The 18075-nt window shown below is 40.0% G+C and carries 16 protein-coding genes and 1 pseudogene; 16 read left to right on the plus strand and 1 reads right to left on the minus strand.

What is annotated here, in order from left to right:
- Nucleotides 1-12: 12 nt before the first annotated feature.
- On the minus strand, nt 13-1248 hold the full coding sequence (locus tag A3I7_RS0101930; protein WP_018375101.1) for an ammonium transporter: 1236 nt from the start codon (nt 1246-1248) through the stop codon (nt 13-15).
- 545 nt (nt 1249-1793) lie between these two features.
- Here A3I7_RS0101930 and gdhA point away from each other — a divergent pair.
- The 16 genes and pseudogenes from gdhA (at nt 1794) to A3I7_RS0102005 (ending at nt 17910) form a co-directional block, all read left to right on the plus strand.
- Entirely contained in the window at nt 1794-3143 is a 1350-nt protein-coding gene (gdhA, locus tag A3I7_RS0101935) for an NADP-specific glutamate dehydrogenase (RefSeq protein WP_018375102.1), read from the plus strand.
- Between the two features lie 309 nt (nt 3144-3452).
- Nucleotides 3453-3848: a hypothetical protein gene (locus A3I7_RS0101940; RefSeq protein ID WP_018375103.1), complete on the plus strand. Its 396-nt coding sequence runs from the start codon at nt 3453-3455 to the stop codon at nt 3846-3848.
- 315 nt (nt 3849-4163) lie between these two features.
- Nucleotides 4164-4673, plus strand: coding sequence for a GNAT family N-acetyltransferase (locus A3I7_RS0101945; protein WP_018375104.1), 510 nt, complete (start codon nt 4164-4166; stop codon nt 4671-4673).
- On the plus strand, nt 4670-5080 hold the full coding sequence (locus A3I7_RS0101950) for a peptide deformylase (protein ID WP_018375105.1): 411 nt from the start codon (nt 4670-4672) through the stop codon (nt 5078-5080). Before A3I7_RS0101945 ends, A3I7_RS0101950 begins: the two co-directional genes overlap by 4 nt.
- A gap of 308 nt (nt 5081-5388) precedes the next feature.
- Nucleotides 5389-7116: an ABC transporter ATP-binding protein gene (locus tag A3I7_RS0101955; RefSeq protein ID WP_018375106.1), complete on the plus strand. Its 1728-nt coding sequence runs from the start codon at nt 5389-5391 to the stop codon at nt 7114-7116.
- Between the two features lies 1 nt (nt 7117).
- Entirely contained in the window at nt 7118-8860 is a 1743-nt protein-coding gene (locus tag A3I7_RS0101960) for an ABC transporter ATP-binding protein (RefSeq protein WP_018375107.1), read from the plus strand.
- A 197-nt stretch (nt 8861-9057) separates the two neighbouring features.
- Nucleotides 9058-9207, plus strand: coding sequence for a hypothetical protein (locus tag A3I7_RS13940; protein WP_018375108.1), 150 nt, complete (start codon nt 9058-9060; stop codon nt 9205-9207).
- A 116-nt stretch (nt 9208-9323) separates the two neighbouring features.
- Nucleotides 9324-9770, plus strand: a complete 447-nt coding sequence (locus A3I7_RS0101970) for a MarR family winged helix-turn-helix transcriptional regulator (RefSeq protein WP_018375109.1) — start codon at nt 9324-9326, stop codon at nt 9768-9770.
- A 40-nt stretch (nt 9771-9810) separates the two neighbouring features.
- Complete coding sequence (locus A3I7_RS0101975) at nt 9811-11625, plus strand: ABC transporter ATP-binding protein (RefSeq protein ID WP_018375110.1); 1815 nt, start codon at nt 9811-9813, stop codon at nt 11623-11625.
- Complete coding sequence (locus A3I7_RS0101980; protein ID WP_018375111.1) at nt 11615-13393, plus strand: ABC transporter ATP-binding protein; 1779 nt, start codon at nt 11615-11617, stop codon at nt 13391-13393. The genes A3I7_RS0101975 and A3I7_RS0101980 overlap by 11 nt, the downstream gene beginning before the upstream one ends.
- A gap of 149 nt (nt 13394-13542) precedes the next feature.
- On the plus strand, nt 13543-14505 hold the full coding sequence (locus A3I7_RS0101985; protein WP_018375112.1) for a zinc-binding dehydrogenase: 963 nt from the start codon (nt 13543-13545) through the stop codon (nt 14503-14505).
- A gap of 2 nt (nt 14506-14507) precedes the next feature.
- Complete coding sequence (locus tag A3I7_RS0101990; protein WP_018375113.1) at nt 14508-14951, plus strand: MarR family transcriptional regulator; 444 nt, start codon at nt 14508-14510, stop codon at nt 14949-14951.
- A 142-nt stretch (nt 14952-15093) separates the two neighbouring features.
- A pseudogene (locus A3I7_RS14405) lies at nt 15094-15513 on the plus strand (ABC transporter permease); the annotation flags it as partial.
- Nucleotides 15514-15594: 81 nt separating this feature from the next.
- Nucleotides 15595-16512, plus strand: a complete 918-nt coding sequence (locus tag A3I7_RS14410; RefSeq protein ID WP_026217085.1) for a glycine betaine ABC transporter substrate-binding protein — start codon at nt 15595-15597, stop codon at nt 16510-16512.
- Between the two features lie 11 nt (nt 16513-16523).
- On the plus strand, nt 16524-17291 hold the full coding sequence (locus A3I7_RS0102000) for an ABC transporter ATP-binding protein (protein ID WP_018375115.1): 768 nt from the start codon (nt 16524-16526) through the stop codon (nt 17289-17291).
- Entirely contained in the window at nt 17284-17910 is a 627-nt protein-coding gene (locus A3I7_RS0102005) for an ABC transporter permease (RefSeq protein ID WP_018375116.1), read from the plus strand. Before A3I7_RS0102000 ends, A3I7_RS0102005 begins: the two co-directional genes overlap by 8 nt.
- The last annotated feature ends 165 nt before the right edge of the window (nt 17911-18075 follow it).

Genomic DNA, 18075 nt, shown 5'->3' on the forward strand with positions numbered 1-18075 from the left:
ATAACTCCTCTCTTAAGAATCTAGACCCATAAATGTAGGGTAGGCAGTTTCTTCGTGCTCGCTGTCATCAAGTCCGATAGCTTCAGCGCGATCAGTAACGCGAATTGGGGTAAAGAGACTAATAACTTTGATGATGACAAACGTTGCTACAGCAGACCAGACAATTGTGAAGATGATAGCTACAATAGTTACGATAAGAAGATGAGGATTACCATAAATCAGACCAATATTTCCCTTGTCTAGAGCCAAATCTGGTGTAGTGAAGAGCCCAGTGACAATACCACCGAAGATCCCTCCGATACCGTGACAACCAAAAGCATCAAGGGCATCATCATAACCAAAACGGCGTTTTAAGACAGAAATAGCAAAGTAACAAAATGGGCTAACGAATAAACCAATTAAGAGTGAGCTCCATAGGGAGACAAAACCAGTCCCAGGGGTAATGGCAACAAGACCAGCAACTAAACCAGTTGAAGCACCAACTAGAGACATCTTTCCAGTTTGGAATTTTTCAATCATCATCCAAGAAAACATAGCGGCTGCGGCTGAGATATGGGTTGTTAAGAAAGCGTGGACAGCAAGTCCATTAGCACCCAAGCTAGAACCAGCATTAAAACCGAACCAACCAAACCAAAGTATAGCTGCACCAAGTAAAACAAAAGGCACATTATGTGGGCGATATTCTAGGCGATCGTAATCACGACGTTTACCCAAAAGTATGGCTAAAACCAAACCAGAAACCCCAGAAGTAATATGGACGACATCGCCTCCAGCAAAGTCAATAGTTCCCCATTTGGCCAAAAGTCCTTCATCCCAGACCATGTGAGCGAAAGGGAAGTAAACAACCAGCAACCAAGCTGCGATGAAAATTAATAGCGGTGTAAAACGCATCCGTCCAGCAGCTGCTCCTGTTAAAATAGCTACTGTGATGATTGGAAACATCATTTGGAAGGCGGCAAACAATGCATCTGGGATGTCTAAACCTCTGCTACTAGCTGTCTCACTAACTCCATTAAAGAAGAGGTGAGAAAAGTTTCCGATAATGTCTCCATCTCCTCCAAAAGATAAAGAATATCCTAAAACAATCCACATCACACTGGCAATGGCGATGGGAGCGATACACATCATCATATTGTTAATGACGTTTTTACGCCTACCGAGTCCTCCATAGAAGAAGGCTAAACCTGGCGTCATGAAAAAGACGAGAGCTGAACAAATCAGCATAAAAGCAATACTACCTGAATCCATAAGCAAAACTCCTTTTTGTTTTATGTCATATAATATAACATTGGTTTCAGAAAATGTAAAGTACTTTTTTGAACTTTCTGAATTTTTGTTCACATTTCTGCATAGAGGATAAGACTATAAAGTTTGTGTTCTTAATGGTATTTTAATGGTGAAAGTACTTATGTAGGAAATATTCACCGCTTTATCCTGTAATTTTTATTGTAACTGACCCAGTGATAGTAGTATCTTATTCGTTGATAAAACTACTTTTGGAGGATGTTTAATGATAAAATGGTATGCTAAAAATTCCTTGCTCAGTTTAATGGTTTTGGTGCTATGATTAAAAGAGTGATTATAGATTGGAGAGTCAGAAATACTACCTAAAGTTTTAATTACAGGATTATTGAAGGTTTAAAGGATAAAAAAAGAGTAAAATCATGTAATATTTTATAACATGAAAAATTATTGTAAAAACAAGGAAAAGACTTGACAAGAATATTCTGAAAATTTATAATATTCTTTGTAATAATCATTACGCAAATTTTTCTGTCGGAGGACTTATATATATGACAACAGGTAAACAGTATGTTGATAGTGTTTTTGAAAAAGTAAAAGCACAAAACGGACACGAAGCTGAATTTCTTCAAGCCGTTGAAGAAGTCTTTGCCTCACTCGTCCCTGTTTTCGATAAATATCCAAAATATATTGAAGAAAATCTTCTAGAACGCCTAGTTGAACCAGAACGTATCGTTTCTTTCCGTGTTCCTTGGGTTGATGATAAAGGTCAAGTTCAAGTTAACCGCGGTTTCCGTGTGCAGTTTTCATCCGCTATCGGTCCATACAAAGGTGGGCTTCGTTTCCACCCATCAGTAAACCAATCCATCATTAAATTCCTTGGATTTGAGCAAATCTTTAAAAACTCACTAACTGGTCAACCGATTGGTGGTGGTAAAGGTGGTTCAAACTTTGATCCTAAAGGAAAATCAGATAATGAAATTATGCGTTTCTGCCAAAGCTTTATGACAGAACTTAGCAAGCATATCGGTGCAGACACTGACGTTCCTGCTGGGGATATCGGTGTTGGTGGTCGTGAAATTGGTTATCTTTACGGTCAATACAAACGCCTTCGTAACGAGTACACAGGCGTTCTCACTGGTAAAGGCTTGACTTGGGGTGGTTCTCTTGCTCGTACCGAAGCAACTGGTTATGGTGCGGTTTACTTCGCAGAGCAAATGCTTAAAGCTCGTGGTGAAAACTTCGAAGGTAAGATTGCGCTTGTATCTGGTGCAGGTAATGTTGCCATCTATGCTGTTGAAAAATTGCATGCGCTTGGTGCCAAAGCTGTGACTGTTTCAGATTCATCAGGTTATGTTTACGATCCAGACGGCATTGATGTTGAACTTTTGAAAGAAATTAAGGAAGTGAAACGTGAACGCATCGTCAAATATGCTGAAGCACGTCCAAATGCCAAGTTTGTTGCAGCAGGTCAGGGATCAGTTTGGGATGTGAAAGCAGAGCTTGCTTTCCCATGTGCAACACAAAACGAAATCAATGAAGAGCAAGCGAAAACACTTGTTGCCAATGGTGTTATCGCAGTTTCTGAGGGAGCTAACATGCCTTCAACCCTTGAAGCGATTGATGTCTTCTTGAATGCTGGTGTATCATTTGGTCCTGCCAAAGCAGCAAACGCTGGTGGTGTAGCTGTTTCAGCTCTTGAAATGGCACAAAACAGCCAACGTACACCTTGGTCATTTGAAGAAGTTGATGCTAAACTTTACGATATCATGAAAGGTATCTACGAAAATTCAGCTGCCGCTGCTAAAGAATTTGGTCAAGAAGGCAATCTTGTTGTCGGTGCCAACATCGCTGGATTCCTTAAAGTCGCTGAAGCAATGTCAGCACAAGGTATCGTGTAAGACGAAATATAAACTTTTGCCTCTCAATAAAATATTCAAAGAAGCCTAGAGAGGCTTCTTTTTTGGTACAATGAAGTTGTATATTTTATACTCTTTGTAAATCAAGTTTGTATGGTCTTGACTATATAATGAAGATAGCTTTATCTGCACTCGTTGATATGAACGATGTTCGCTTTATTTCTGACCTTCAATGGTTTTTCCTTAGCCTATTGAAGCTAGTCTAATTTTGAGTTGTCAGAGTATTTGTTTATCTACAGATTTATTCCTGTGCTTGTATTTTGATTGGATATTAACATAAAAAATTTACCTATGAGAAAAAAATATAGTGTTGTAGCTGTCATTGAATTTATTCTTTTCTTTGTCATCTGGTCAGTGATATTTAGACTTGGAGCAGATACCCTGTTGCCATCAGGTTTTTGGAAAATTCTCTTGCTTATCGTGATTTTAGATTGTCTTGAATTCATTTATTTTCTGGTTTTATTGGCTCCAAGGATCGCTCACAAAAAACAGAGTTTTATTCTCAATGAACTCCTTTTTACAGTTGTTAGTATGCTAGTTGCTTTATCAGTTAGTGGGCTTGATAATTGGTTTCAAGATGGGAAATACGTCTGGTTTTTAGTGGTTACATTTGTTGGTCTCATTTATGGCACCGTGTTTTGGTTGGGAAATTATCTGATTTTAAGATATTTAGATGATAAATTCTAAAAAATGTACGAAGGTTTATGTAGGTAACGATAGGAAAAGCTGATAAAAATGCTTCGATGATGATAACTTTTTTCCAGCAAGTTGGTGGAAAAAGCAATAATCTTTTTTAGCGAAATGAAGTTGTGTAGAGATTAATGAAAGGAGCTGCCTAATTACTGGTCAATCTGATGGGAGCTTCTTGCTTGTTAAGGAAAAAAATGAGATTTTCGGGAGCTTCTTGATTTCAAAAAATCTTAAGGTGAATAAAAGAAAGAGCATGGTAGCAAGGTTTTATTTATTTTGTTATAATGTTTCTAGCGAAAACGAGGGCTTGATATGGTTATAGTGAGGAATGCTTTGGCTAGTGATGCCGAGGCTATTTTGGCATTTTGCCAGCAGGTTGGTTCAGAAACCGATAATTTGTCCTACGGAGGGGAAGGTTTGAGTGTTTCTGTTGCAGATGAGGGAATGTTTTTAGATGAGATTCAAAAATCTAAGACATCACATTTTTTAGTAGCCGAAGAAACTGGCGAGATAGTAGGGACGTGTAATTGTATTGCTTTTCGTAAAAAACGATTGGCACATCGTGCAGAAGTTGGTCTTGCGGTGAAAAGAGCTTACTGGAATCAAGGAATTGGGCATCAATTGTTAACGCGATTGATTGCGGTGGCGCAGCAATCAGGCTTAAAAGTCCTCTCGCTTGAGGTGCGATCTGATAATGACCGAGCGATTCATCTCTATGAAAGCCTTGGTTTTCAAAAACTTGGAACATTTAAGCATTTTATGGAAATTAATGGCCAAGTTATTGATTTTGATATTATGGAATTACTATTGGAGCAAAAATGATTAAATCAATTGTAAAAGATACCTTCTTTCTTAGCCAGCCATCTGTTGAGGCGACTAAGGCTGATTTGTACCTAGCTGAGGATTTGCAAGACACACTTGAGGCAAACAAGGAGGCCTGTGTTGGTATGGCTGCTAATATGATTGGTGTGAAAAAGCGTGTTATTATTGTGAACATGGGACTAGTCAATCTTGTCATGTTTAATCCTATTATAACAGCTAAATCACTGCCATTTGAAACTGAGGAGTCTTGCTTGTCTCTGACTGGTTCGAGAAAAACGCTGCGCTATCAGCAAATTGAGGTCAGTTTTTGGGATAAATATTGGCAAAAGCGTAGCTTGACTTTGACAGGATTTTCAGCACAGATTTGTCAACATGAAATAGACCATTTGGAAGGTATTATCATTTGAATGGAAATAATTTGCCCTATTATACTTGACTTAACGGGGCTTTGTAATAAATCTTAAAAAATTTTTGAAAAAGCCTTTACATCTTTTGTGAAATTTGTTACCATTATGCGTAGATTAAGAGAAAGGAGCAACTAAAAATGAACAACAAAGAATATGGAACAGTTGTCTTTTTTGAAAAACTCCTTTCTGACCGATTGAATTAGCTTGTTTTTTGCTGTCCAAAAAACAATATAAATGAGCCCGCGGTAGGAAGGTAGTCTTATTGCGGGCTTTTTGTGTGCTTTTGAACGAATAGAAAGAGGAATTTTGTGTTTAAGTTAGTTTTAGAGTATGTTAGGAAGAATAAATGGGTTTACTTGCTAGTTGCGGTAACCTTGATTCTTTATGACGCGACCTTGGTAATTCCAACTCAGGTGGTGCAACGTTTGGTGGATGCTATTGGTAGTCATCATTTGACTGAAAAAGGGTTGCTTTTAACGGTAGGTTTCTTGATTTTGTCAACCTTGGTCAATTATGGTACTGCCTTTATTTGGCATTTAAAATTATTTCAGCAGTCTATCCATTTTAAATTTGATATGCAACAGCGTGCTTTTTATAAGTTAGTTACCATGCGGACGCCATTTTATGAAAAATTTCGTTCGGGTGATATGATGACTCGTTTTTCAACGGACGTGGAAATGCTACAGGAGATGGTGGGTTATGGGCTGATGATTATACTTTATGCGGGTGGCATGATTGCATTTATCATTCCTGTCATGTTTATGATTTCTTGGCAAATTGCCCTTCTGGGTATGATTCCTATTGTTATTATGACCTATGGGACTTACAGGGTGTCAAAACCACTGGATGAGAAGGTGGAAGAGGCGCGTGAAGCTATTTCTGAGCTTAGTAATGAAGTTTTAGAAACAGTTGAAGGCATTCGTGTCATTCGGGCCTACAGTAAAAAAGCGAATCAATCTAATCGTTTTGCGCAAAAGACGGCTGGACTGGCTACTCGTTGGAATGATATTGCTCGTTACCGTGCTCTTTATATGCCTATGTTCAGTTTCATGCTGGGGCTGAGCACAGTTTTAGTTTTAGGTTCTGGTGTTTTCTTTATGCAGAAAGGACAGGTGACATTAGGACAGGTGGTTGCCTTACAACTCTACATTGTCTCTTTAGTAGAGCCATTCTCCATGATGTCAGATTTCATCCTGGTTTACCAGACAGGTAAGACTTCCTTTGATAAAATCAATGAATTGATTGAGACAGGGGATGATATGGAAAAAGATGGGGATCTTGAACTGACAGAGTTAAGAGACATTAGCTTCAAGGATTATAGTTTTGTTTACCCGCAGGCCAGTCAGGATAGTCTCAAAGCGATTTCGCTGAACTTGAAAGCTGGTCAAACACTTGGTGTGGTCGGAAAGACTGGGTCGGGTAAGACAACTTTTGTGCGTCAGTTTTTACGTCAGTATCCTGTCGGTCATGGTATTTTTGAGGTCAATGGCAGAGCAGTGACAGATTATTCTCGTCAGTCATTGGAAGCCTTAATTGGTTATGTGCCGCAAGAGCATATTCTCTTTTCGCGAACAGTAGGTGAAAACATCGCTATGGGGAAGGTAGCCGCTAGTCAGGATGATATTCTAACTGCCATTGAGACAGCGGTATTTTCAGAGGACGTGATACGAATGAACAAGGGGATAGATACAACCATCGGTGAACGTGGGGTATCCATCTCGGGTGGACAGAAACAGCGCATTTCAATCGCACGAGCTTTTATCCGAAAGCCGCAGTTGTTGATATTAGATGATTCACTATCAGCGGTTGATGCGAGAACAGAGCGCAGCATTATCCAAAATATCCAAAAAGAACGTGCAGGTAAGACCAACATCATCGTCAGTCACCGCTTGTCTGCGGTTAACCACGCTGACTGGGTGATTGTTTTGGATGAGGGACGAATTGTCGAGGAAGGCACGCCTGAACAGCTCTTGGCAGCCAATGGCTGGTATTACGAGCAATATCAACGCCAACAGGCTCAAGGAGAGGAGGAGTAAGATGGCTACGATTTTACAATTAGTGAAAGAATTAAAAGTTGTTAGGAGGCTATTTGCTGTGGGACTCTTATCCTTGTTGTTGGCAACAGCTGGCAATCAGTTAGCTCCCTTGATTTTGCAGCATATTATTGATCATGACTTGACAGGTGTTTCACATGGTTTGGTCTTGCATCAAGCTGATTTTTTGATAAAGCTTGCTATGTATATTGCTTTGCTTGCGGTAGCAGGTGTACTGCGCTACGGATCTTTTCGGATTTTGATTGCTTGTGCTAATCAAATCGTGACAAATTTGCGTAATCGAGCCTATGATGTTATGCAATGTTTGCCGATTTCATATTTTGATGACAAGCCAGCGGGGAAGATTGCAACACGAATTGTCAACGACACGGAGACCTTGCGAAATCAATTTTATAATACACTTTTGTCACAGATTTTCATTACTTTGGTGCAAGTTATCTTTATTTATGGAATTTTAATGACTTTGGACATCAAGGTGGGAATGGCTTTGCTCTTATTGGTACCTATTTTTTATGGTCTGCAGGTGCTTTATAAAAAAGCAACGGACAAACCGATGAAGGATTTTTACGATGCTAGAAGCGAAGTCAATACACAGGTCAATGAAACCATGAATGGTGCAAGTATTATTCAGCTCTACCATCAGGAGGGGAGCGTTCTTGAAAATTTTGACAAAGTGGCCAGTCAGATGAGAAATGCTGATAATCGTATTGTTCTGGTGGACTCTGCGGCATCGTGGACGTTGACTGAGTTGCTTAAATACACGGTGATTGCAGGTGTTTTGACTTTTATTGGCTATCAGTTTCTAGGTGGTAATTTGAGTGTTACCGCAGGTCGACTTTTCATTTATATCAACTATGTGACGACCCTTTTTGATCTATTAGGAATGTTAGTGCGTCAGTTGCCAAATATTCAACGCTCACTGGCGACAGGTCGTCGTGTTATGGAATTACTTGATGAAGAGACAGAAGCAGATAGTCAGGATGAACTTGAGGTGACTACTGGTGTGGTTGACTTTGACAATGTTAGTTTTGCCTACGATGGTCAAAACCAGGTACTCAAGAATATTTCTATTCATGCTAATAAGGGGGAGACGGTTGCCCTAGTCGGTCATACGGGTTCTGGGAAGTCTTCTATCATGAACTTACTCTATCGTTTCTATGATCCACAAGAAGGTACAATCAGTATTGATGGACAAAATATTCGTGAGTTTTCACGTGAGAGTGTGCGTGCTCAGATGGGTATTGTTTTACAAGATCCTTATTTATTTACAGGAACTATTGCTTCCAATGTCACAATGGATAGTGACCTATTTTCTGATGAGCAAATCATCGCAGCACTGGAAAAGGTCGGGGCAGGAGAAATGCTTGCTAAATTGGAACGAGGTATTGATGAGATTGTTGTTGAGAAGGGGGCTGCCTTTTCAAGTGGTGAGCGCCAGCTTATTGCCTTTGCTAGAACGCTTATAGCTAATCCTAAAATTCTTATCTTGGATGAGGCGACCTCTCACATTGACACGGAAACCGAGGACATTATCCAAAAGGCCATGGAAGTGGTTAAAGAAGGGCGAACAACCTTTATTATTGCTCACAGACTATCGACTATTCAAAATGCAGATCAAATTCTAGTGTTGGATGCTGGTCAAATTGTTGAGCGGGGAACTCATGACCAATTGATGCAACTCAACGGTCGCTATGCAGAAATGCAGCGTATTCAGCAAAAAGTGTAAAGATAAATAAGAACACCCAAACGTTGAAGTCGCCTTTTTAATATTGCTGAAACACTACATATTGTGATTGGTGTAGATAGATATATAGTTCCCAAAATTTATTCTACATCAAAGCGGCTCACTCTTCGACTTTTGGAAGTGAAGGAGAGCAGCTATATTTTGCACCAGAGTATTTTTCAATTCAGGAGAAAGCTATTTTGAATTGTCGCTTTCGTCTGCGTCACTGTCCTAAAGAGGCTGATCAATTACGTACTTACCTTGAAAAACAACTGCCTGATTTGGAGCACTTAGCACCGCCAGAAATCAGTGTCATTGACACTTTGCTAACGCCTCCAGTGATTCACTAAAAAAACTGACAGAATTGTTCAGTTTTTTTAGTTCTCCTGAGAACTTTTTTCTTGACAATAGTTCTCGTGAGAACTATAATGGTTTCTACAGTCTCAATTTGTCAGGAGGTGAGGTCGTGGAAAATCCAATAGCGGAGGCTAAAAATCTCTTAACTCAGTTTGAACAAGCAGCGGATACTTTTGCTAAAAAAAATGGTATTGAACATCTTGCAGGACCACAAGGTCGCGTCTTATTTTTCCTAGCGAAACAGAAAGATACCGAAATTTTTGTGAAAGACATTGAAAATTATTTACACATTTCAAAGTCTGTCGCAAGTAATCTTGTTAAACGCATGGCACGAAATGGTTTCGTCAAGACAATCCCATCTCGGACAGATAAGCGTTATAAGCAGATTGTTTTGACAGAATTGGGGTGCCAAAAAATAAAACCTCTGCAAGTCTTTCATGATGAAATGCAGTCTGTCTTGTTAAAAGACATTGATGTCGAGGAGCTTAAAACTGTTTTACGAGTCACAGAGCAGTTACGGGCAAATCTGAGAGCTTACCGAAAATCCATTGACTGACAAGGACTTTCTTATTTTTACATATTACAAGGAGTAGTGCATGTTAAAAATCTTAAAACGAATGAATGCTAAAGAAGTTACCATGATTATCTTGGCCATTGCATTTGTTTGCTTAAATGTTTTTCTGGATTTAAAAATTCCAGATTATATGTCTGACATTACCAAACTTTTGTCAACACAAGGAACTAAAGCCAAGGATATCTTTGCTTGGAATTTTGATGCACCGGGCATGCGCATGATTTTGCTCTCGTTGGGCAGTTTTGCTTCCTCGGTTATTGTTGGCTTTTTTGCAGCTCGTACAGCAGCAAGTTTTAGTACTCGCCTGCGTGACGATATTTTCCACAGCGTTCTGAATTTCTCAGATGCTGAGATTAAGAAATTTTCAATTCCTAGTTTATTGACTCGTACGACCAACGATATTACACAAATTCAATTGGTCTTTACTATGGGGATTCAGGTTGTAACAAAAGGTCCGATTATGGCAATTTGGGCGATTACTAAGATAGCCAATAAGAATGGTGACTGGTTGTTAGCCTTGATTGTTGCTGTTGCGGTCATGTTCTTAATGATTCTCTTCCTATTAATAGCAGTTATGCCTAAGCAACGTCTCATTCAAAAATTGACTGACCAATTAAATAGTGTAACTCGTGAGTCTTTATCAGGTATCCGGGTAGTTCGTGCTTATAATGCTGAAGCCTACCAAGATGATAAATTTGCCAAAGCGAATGATGATGTGACTAATCTTAATCTCTTTATCGGTCGTTCCATGGCTTTGTTGTCCCCGGTTATGACAGCAATTTCTAGTGGTTTGACTCTAGCCATTTATTGGATTGGAGCCCACCTGATTGAAGATATTGCCATTCCCAAAGATCCAACCTTGATTGCCGGAGCGATGAAGGATAAAGTTAATCTTTTTTCAGATATGGTTGTTTACTCATCGTACGCCATGCAAGTTGTCATGGGCTTTATGATGATGATTGCTGTTTTCTTCATTTTGCCACGTGCCATTGTTTCATCAGGTCGTGTCAACGAAGTTTTGGAAACTGAGGGGTCAATACCTTATCCCGATAAAAGTCAGGCTCAACCAAGTGAAAAAGGTTCTGTTGAGTTTGATAATGTTTCCTTCCGCTACAGCAAAAATTCAGAAGCAGTCCTAGAACACGTCTCCTTTAAAGCGAAAGCTGGTCAAACGATTGCGTTCATCGGATCAACAGGCTCTGGAAAATCAACCTTGGTTAACCTCATACCACGTTTCTACGATGCGACGGAAGGTACTATTAAGGTTGATGGTGTGGACGTTCGCCAATACGATCACGATACACTTCATAAAATTGTTGGTTATATTCCGCAAAAAGCTGTGCTCTTTAGTGGCGATGTTACCTCTAACATGGACATGGGAATCAGTAACAATTCCCCACTGGATGATGATAAAATCTGGGATGCTCTTGATTTAGCTCAAGGAAGAACATTCATTGAGATGAAGGAAGGTAAGTTGAAAGCGCCAGTTGCTCAAGGCGGTTCAAACTTCTCTGGTGGTCAGAAACAGCGCTTGGCCATTGCCCGTGCTTTAGCACGTAAACCTGAAATTATCATCTTTGATGATTCCTTCTCAGCACTTGATTACAAAACAGACCGAATCTTACGTTCCCGCTTGAAAGAACGTACAGCTGACATGACCAAATTGATCGTTGCTCAGCGGATTTCAACCATTATGGATGCTGATCAAATTTTAGTTCTTGATGAGGGTAAGGTTGTTGGACAAGGAACACACCAAGAACTCCTTGCTTCCAATGCAGTCTACCAAGAAATTGCCTACTCACAACTTTCTAAGGAGGAATTAGAAAATGGAAAATAAAGAAAAAACATCTTTCTATAATCGATTGAAGCCTTACATTAAAGGGTTTCAACTTCCTTTTATCCTTGCTGTGATCGGGGCAATTATTTCTGCCATTATCACAGTTATTGGACCAGATAAACTAAAGGAAATTACAAACTTAATAACTGATGGCTTAAAAATGTCCTCTGACGGCACTTTTCCTGGAATAGATTTGACAGAAGTTGGAAAAGTAGCCATGAACTTAGCTATTCTTTATGCAATAGCTGCTATTGTAGGCTATGTACAAAGTTTTACTGTTGCAACCATTATTCAGCGCTTTTCACAACGTTTGCGTCGTGCTATTCAGACTAAAATCAACAAGGTTCCACTCAACTATTTTGATAGTCATTCCCAAGGTGACACACTTTCTCGAGTGACTAATGACGTTGACCTCTTAGGTCAATCCCTCAACCAAAGTTTGGGGACTTTGGTAACCTCTACCATGCTTCTTTTGGGCTCAATCTACATGATGTTTCACTCAAATGTCACTATGGCTCTGACCGCAATAGGATCTGTTCTTTTGGGATTCGTACTGGTTGTAGTCATCATGGGTTCCTCACAGCCTTTGTTCAAACGTCAACAAAATAACCTTGCTGCGGTTAACGGCTATGTAGAAGAAATTTACTCTGGACACAATGTAGTTACTAGTTATAATGCCTCTGAAGAAACCAGTCAAGCCTTCAAAAAACTTAATACTAACCTCTATCAATCTATGTGGAAATCTCAATTCCTGTCAGGAATTATGATGCCTTTGATGATTTTTGTTGGGAACTTTGGTTATGTTATGGTTTGTGTGGTTGGGGCCATCAAGGTTATTGACGGAGATATCACCATGGGTGATGTTGTTGCCTTTATGACTTACGTTCGTATCTTTTCACAACCATTATCTCAGATCGCGCAAGCCTTTACCCAACTACAATCAGCTTCAGCTGCTATGAGTCGTGTCTTTGAATTTCTTGAAGAAGATGAAATGGAAGACGAAACACATAAACCACAGCAATTGACACAGGTCAAGGGTGAGGTTGCTTTTGACAATGTCTTCTTTGGTTATTCTAAAGATAAAACCATTATCCATGATTTCTCTGCTGTGGCCAAACCAGGTCAAAAAGTAGCTGTTGTAGGTCCAACAGGTGCTGGGAAAACAACCATTGTTAACTTGCTTATGAAGTTTTATGAGATTGATAAAGGAACCATTACCATTGATGGTGTGGATACACGATTGATGAAACGTGAGGAAGTGCATGATCAATTTTCAATGGTACTTCAGGACACTTGGCTCTTTGAAGGAACCATCAAAGAGAACTTGATTTATAATCAAAAGCAGATCACAGATGAGCAGGTTGTGGCAGCAGCCAAAGCTGTTGGTGTCCATCATTTCATTAAGACCTTACCGAAAGGTTATGATACCTACCTGGATGACTCTGTCACCTTATCGGTCGGTCAAAAGCAATTGTTGACCATTGCGCGTGCTCTCTTGAAAGATGCTCCGTTGCTTATCTTGGATGAAGCAACATCATCTGTAGATACGCGTACCGAAGAACTTATCCAAAAGGCTATGGACAAGTTGATGGAAGGGCGTACTAGCTTTGTCATTGCTCATCGCCTGTCAACTATCCGCAATGCGGATTTAATCCTTGTGATGAAAGATGGTAATATCATTGAGCAAGGTAACCATGATGAACTAATGACACAAAAAGGTTTCTATGCCGATTTGTACAACAGTCAATTTACAGAAAGTGCTGCTTAAAGTCAGTCCCCAAGGGTAACTTGGGGATTTTTTACCTTCGAAAACCACTAATATGAGTTATTGGTTTTAATTAGTCAAAATATTTGACTATTAACAATAGATAGTTTATACTAAAAAGGTAAAAATATTTGACTAATTTAGGAGAGACTATGAAAGCAGTAGTGGTGAGTCGTCCAGGTGGCGTTGATGTTTTAGAAATTAAAGATGTCGATAAACCCCAGCTTAAGGATGGTTGGAGTCTAGTAAAGGTTAAAGGATTTGGAATTAACCATTCTGAGATTTTCACGCGTCAGGGGCTATCTCCTAGCGTGTCTTTCCCACGTATTTTAGGGATTGAATTGGTGGGGGTGATTGAGGAAACAAGTGAGCCTGACTGCTTTTCAGTAGGCCAACGTGTGGTCGCTATGATGGGAGAACTTGGACGTGCCTATGATGGTGGTTATGCCGAATATGCCTTGGTACCCAACAAGTTTCTCTATCTTGTTGATACAGACTTGGAATGGGCTGATTTTGCCAGTGTGCCCGAAACCTACTATACGGCTTTTGGGTCTTTGAAAAATCTTAAACTTGAAGCAAGTGATAAGGTTTTGGTCCGAGCGGGGGCAAGCGGTGTCGGACAGGCCTTTGTAAAATTGGCTAAAGGACAATTTCCAAATTTGAATATCGTTGCTTCGGTTCGTCACTTGTTCAAAAAAGATTCATTATTGGCTTCTGGATTTTCAGATGTTATTCTGGAAAAGGATGGTAAATTGCAGACAGCAGAAACCTTTAGTAAGATTTTAGAATTGGTTGGTCCAGCAACCATTTCGGACTCACTGGCCCATTTGCAAGAAGGTGGCATTGTCTGTTCGACAGGCCAGCTGGGAGGTAAATGGTATCTAGAGAATTTTGACCCTATTGAAAAGCTGTGGAACAATGTTTATTTAACCACCTTTGCATCTGGAAATATTACTCAAAGCAAGTTGCAGGAACTGTTTGACTTTATCAAAACCTATGACGTTGCAGTTGGTCCAGAGAAAATTTTTAAACTTGAGGACATTCAGCAAGCTCATGCTTATTTGGAAAGTTCGCATGCCTTTGGGAAAGTTATTGTTTTGAATGAGGAGGAATAAGAGTGGTTACAAATGCAAAAAAATACGCACGTTTGCGCGATGAACAGTTTTCCTTATTTGAAAATTATGCAAGAAAACATGGCATGAATGGTAAGAGTCTTTTGATTTTTTTGTGGATTTATCATAATCCTAACGGGATAACTCAGGAATGGATTGCTAAGCGAACTTTTTCAAGCAAGCAAGTGGTTCAGGCTGTAGTGAAAAATTATCTTGAAAAAGGTTGGCTTTACCTAGAACCTAGTCAAACAGACAAGCGTAAAAAATTGGTTCGATTGAGTAAAGAGGGGCAAGAGAGAGTTGACCGGTTGATTAAGCCATTGGATCGTATTGAAGAGAAAACCATGGAAAGTCTTTCATTGGAACAACAAGAGTTACTTTTGGTGACTACAGAGGCTTTCTCACGGAAATTTCGGTCTTTATTGGAGGGAGCCGTGGTGAATGATTGAGCAAATTTTTCAGTATTTTTCGGGAAATGGCAGAGCTTACAGTCAAGCCTTACTGGAACACCTTAGCTTGAGTGGGCAGGCACTACTAATTGCCCTTGTCATAGGATTTCCTTTGGGCTACTTTAGCTCTAATAGACCTAAAATGAAGCAAGTCGCTAGTCTTCTTACTCAGGGGTTGCGTGTTATTCCAAGCTTGGGAATTTTGTTCCTACTCATTCCCTTGATTGGAGTTGGTAAGACTCCAGCTTTGATTGCTTTAGTCGTACTGGGCTTACCGCCAATTTTACTGAATACGATTGTCGGTTTCAATGAAGTACCGGTCGTCTTGGTAGAAACAGGTGTGGGTCTTGGAATGACCAACTGGCAGCTTTTGAAAAAGGTGACTTTTCCCTTGGCGTTGCCACACATTTTAAATGGCGTTAAATTAGCTCTAGTTGAGATTATTGCTAGTGCTAGTCTGGCTACTTATATTGGTGCTGGGGGCTTGGGAAATTTAATTTTCACTGGTCTGGGGCTTTACCGTTATGATTTATTGTTGATAGGGGGCGGTTCGGTAGCTCTGCTATCTTTTCTCAGTATGATTATTTTCGATGCCATGATAAACCGATTGACCAAGAGATACAGGCATCACGAGGAGAAACAAATGAAGAATAAAAAAGTGATTTTAGGGGCGCTTTTAGCCATTATTTTAGTAATTGTTGGAGCCTTTGTCTGGGCAGGTAATAGTAAAAAGGAAAGTCAAGCTAGGCAGACTGACTCAGTTATCCGCATTGGTTCCAAGGATTTTACAGAAAATCTTGTGGTTGCTGAAATTTATGCATTGGCTTTGGAAGATAAAGGATATAAGGTGGAACGTGTGGCCAATATTTCCAGTTCTTTGATCCACAATTCCCTTATCAATGATGAAATTGATCTTTATCCTGAATATACTGGAACCGGCTTACTATCCATTCTCAAAGCAGATATGGAAACCGATCCGCAAAAGGTTTATGACAAGGTGAAAAAGGCCTATGAGGAAAAATTCCAAGTGACATGGTTAAACTATGCTCAAGCTAATGACAGTCAGGGATTGGTTATCCGTACTTCTGTTGCTGAGAAATTAGGCATTAAAACCATTTCAGATTTACAAAAACATGCTGGTGAATTGCGGTTTGCTTCACAGGGAGAATTTGACCAACGCGAGGATGGTTTGGCTGGTTTGTCTAAAACCTATGGTGACTTTGTTTGGAAATCTTCGCAAGTCTACGACAACAGCTTGAAATATTCTATTCTGGAAAATGATCAAGCCGATGTGACACCTGCTTACACTACTGAGGGGCAACTGGTTAACACGGACAAGTTCACCTTACTGGAAGATGATAAGCAATTTTGGCCACCATATAATTTGGCACCAGTTGTCTGTGACCAAGTTTTAAAAGCTAATCCAGATTTGGCTGATATTCTTAATCAGGTTTCAGCGAAGTTAGACACAACCACGGTTACCCAACTCAATGCCAAAGTTGACGTTAATGGTCAGGATTATGAAGAAGTGGCTAAGGCATTTTATAAGGAAATAAAATAGAAAGAGTTGACATGACAAATATCATTGAGTTTAATAAGGTTAGCAAAGTTTACGGTCAAAAAAAGGTCGTTGATCAGCTGACTCTTAATATTGAAGCGGGAGAATTTATCACCATTTTGGGGACTTCTGGTTCTGGTAAAACCACAACGCTTAAGATGATTAATCGTCTGATTGAACCTACTTCTGGCACGATATTTTTTGAGGGGCACGATGTTTCAACGTTAGATGCGGTAGCTTTACGCCGTAAAATTGGTTATGTTGTGCAGCAAATAGGACTTTTTCCACATATGACTGTGGAAGAAAATATTGCAACGGTTCCTAAGATCCTCGGGTGGGAAAAAGAGAAGATTGTGGCGAGAAGTCGGGATTTACTAGACCTGATGCAGTTGCCGTATGACCAATATGCCAAACGTTACCCAGAGGAACTTTCGGGCGGTCAGCAGCAGCGAGTTGGTGTTGCGCGTGCCTTAGCAGCAGATCCCGATGTCATGCTTTTTGACGAACCTTTCGGTGCTATTGACGCTATCACTCGAAGTGATTTACAAGAACAGCTCTTGGGAATTCATCAAAAACTTAAAGATAAAACTTTTATTTTTATCACACATGATATTTACGAAGCTTTTAAGTTAGGAACACGGGTGTTGATTATGGATGAGGGAAAGATTGCCCAGTTTGACAGCCCAGAGGCGATTTTGAAAAATCCACAAAATGACTTTGTTAAACGCCTTTTGGAAACTGCTAGGGCTCAAGAAAGTTTATGGAGGAGTGCCAGTGATTGAGTATTTTCAAAAATCTTCTGACAAGTTGCTAACCGCTTTGCTTGAACATATCGAAATTAGCGGGCTCTCCCTACTCTTTGCTCTAATTCTAGCGGCCTTGGTCACGGTTGTATTACTTTTTCGTGTAGAGTTGAGACAGGCGTCAGTATATGTCTTGTCCCTCTTCTATGCCATTCCCTCCTTTGCCCTTTTTGCCTTGCTCATTCCTTTAACTGGATTAGGGAGAACAACGGCTATTATTGTTTTAGTTATCTACGCACAATACACTTTGGTCAGAACCTTTTTAGCAGGATTCACTCAGATTGACAGTAGTATCCTAGAGGTAGCAAAAGGTATGGGGATGACTAGTTGGCAGATATTGACCAAGGTGCAATTACCTTTAGCACAGCGCTCCATTTTCGCTGGTATTCGTCTCGCAGCAAACTCTATCATAGCTATTGCGACCATTGCGGCGACTATCAATGCGGGTGGGCTTGGAACAATTCTCTTTGATGGTCTAAGAACCATGAGCATGCCTAAGCTTCTTTGGGGAATATTGCTAACCGTTGGACTGAGCTTGCTTACCAATATTGTCATTTATCTTGTAGAAGAATTAATAAAACCAGAAAAAGTCAGCTAACCTGACTTTTTTGATTTTATGTCAACCTTTCAGTCCGTTTCGCTCCGCAGGTGCGAAACAAATAAACCACCCGCTATGCGGGTGCGCATCGCTGGTTATACCCAAAAAACTCCAAACGCGATACAATAAAGGTGTTCAAGCCTAATGTAAAGCGAAAGGAGCAAA

Origin of the sequence: Streptococcus orisratti DSM 15617 (assembly GCF_000380105.1) — a bacterium.
Taxonomy (GTDB): domain Bacteria; phylum Bacillota; class Bacilli; order Lactobacillales; family Streptococcaceae; genus Streptococcus; species Streptococcus orisratti.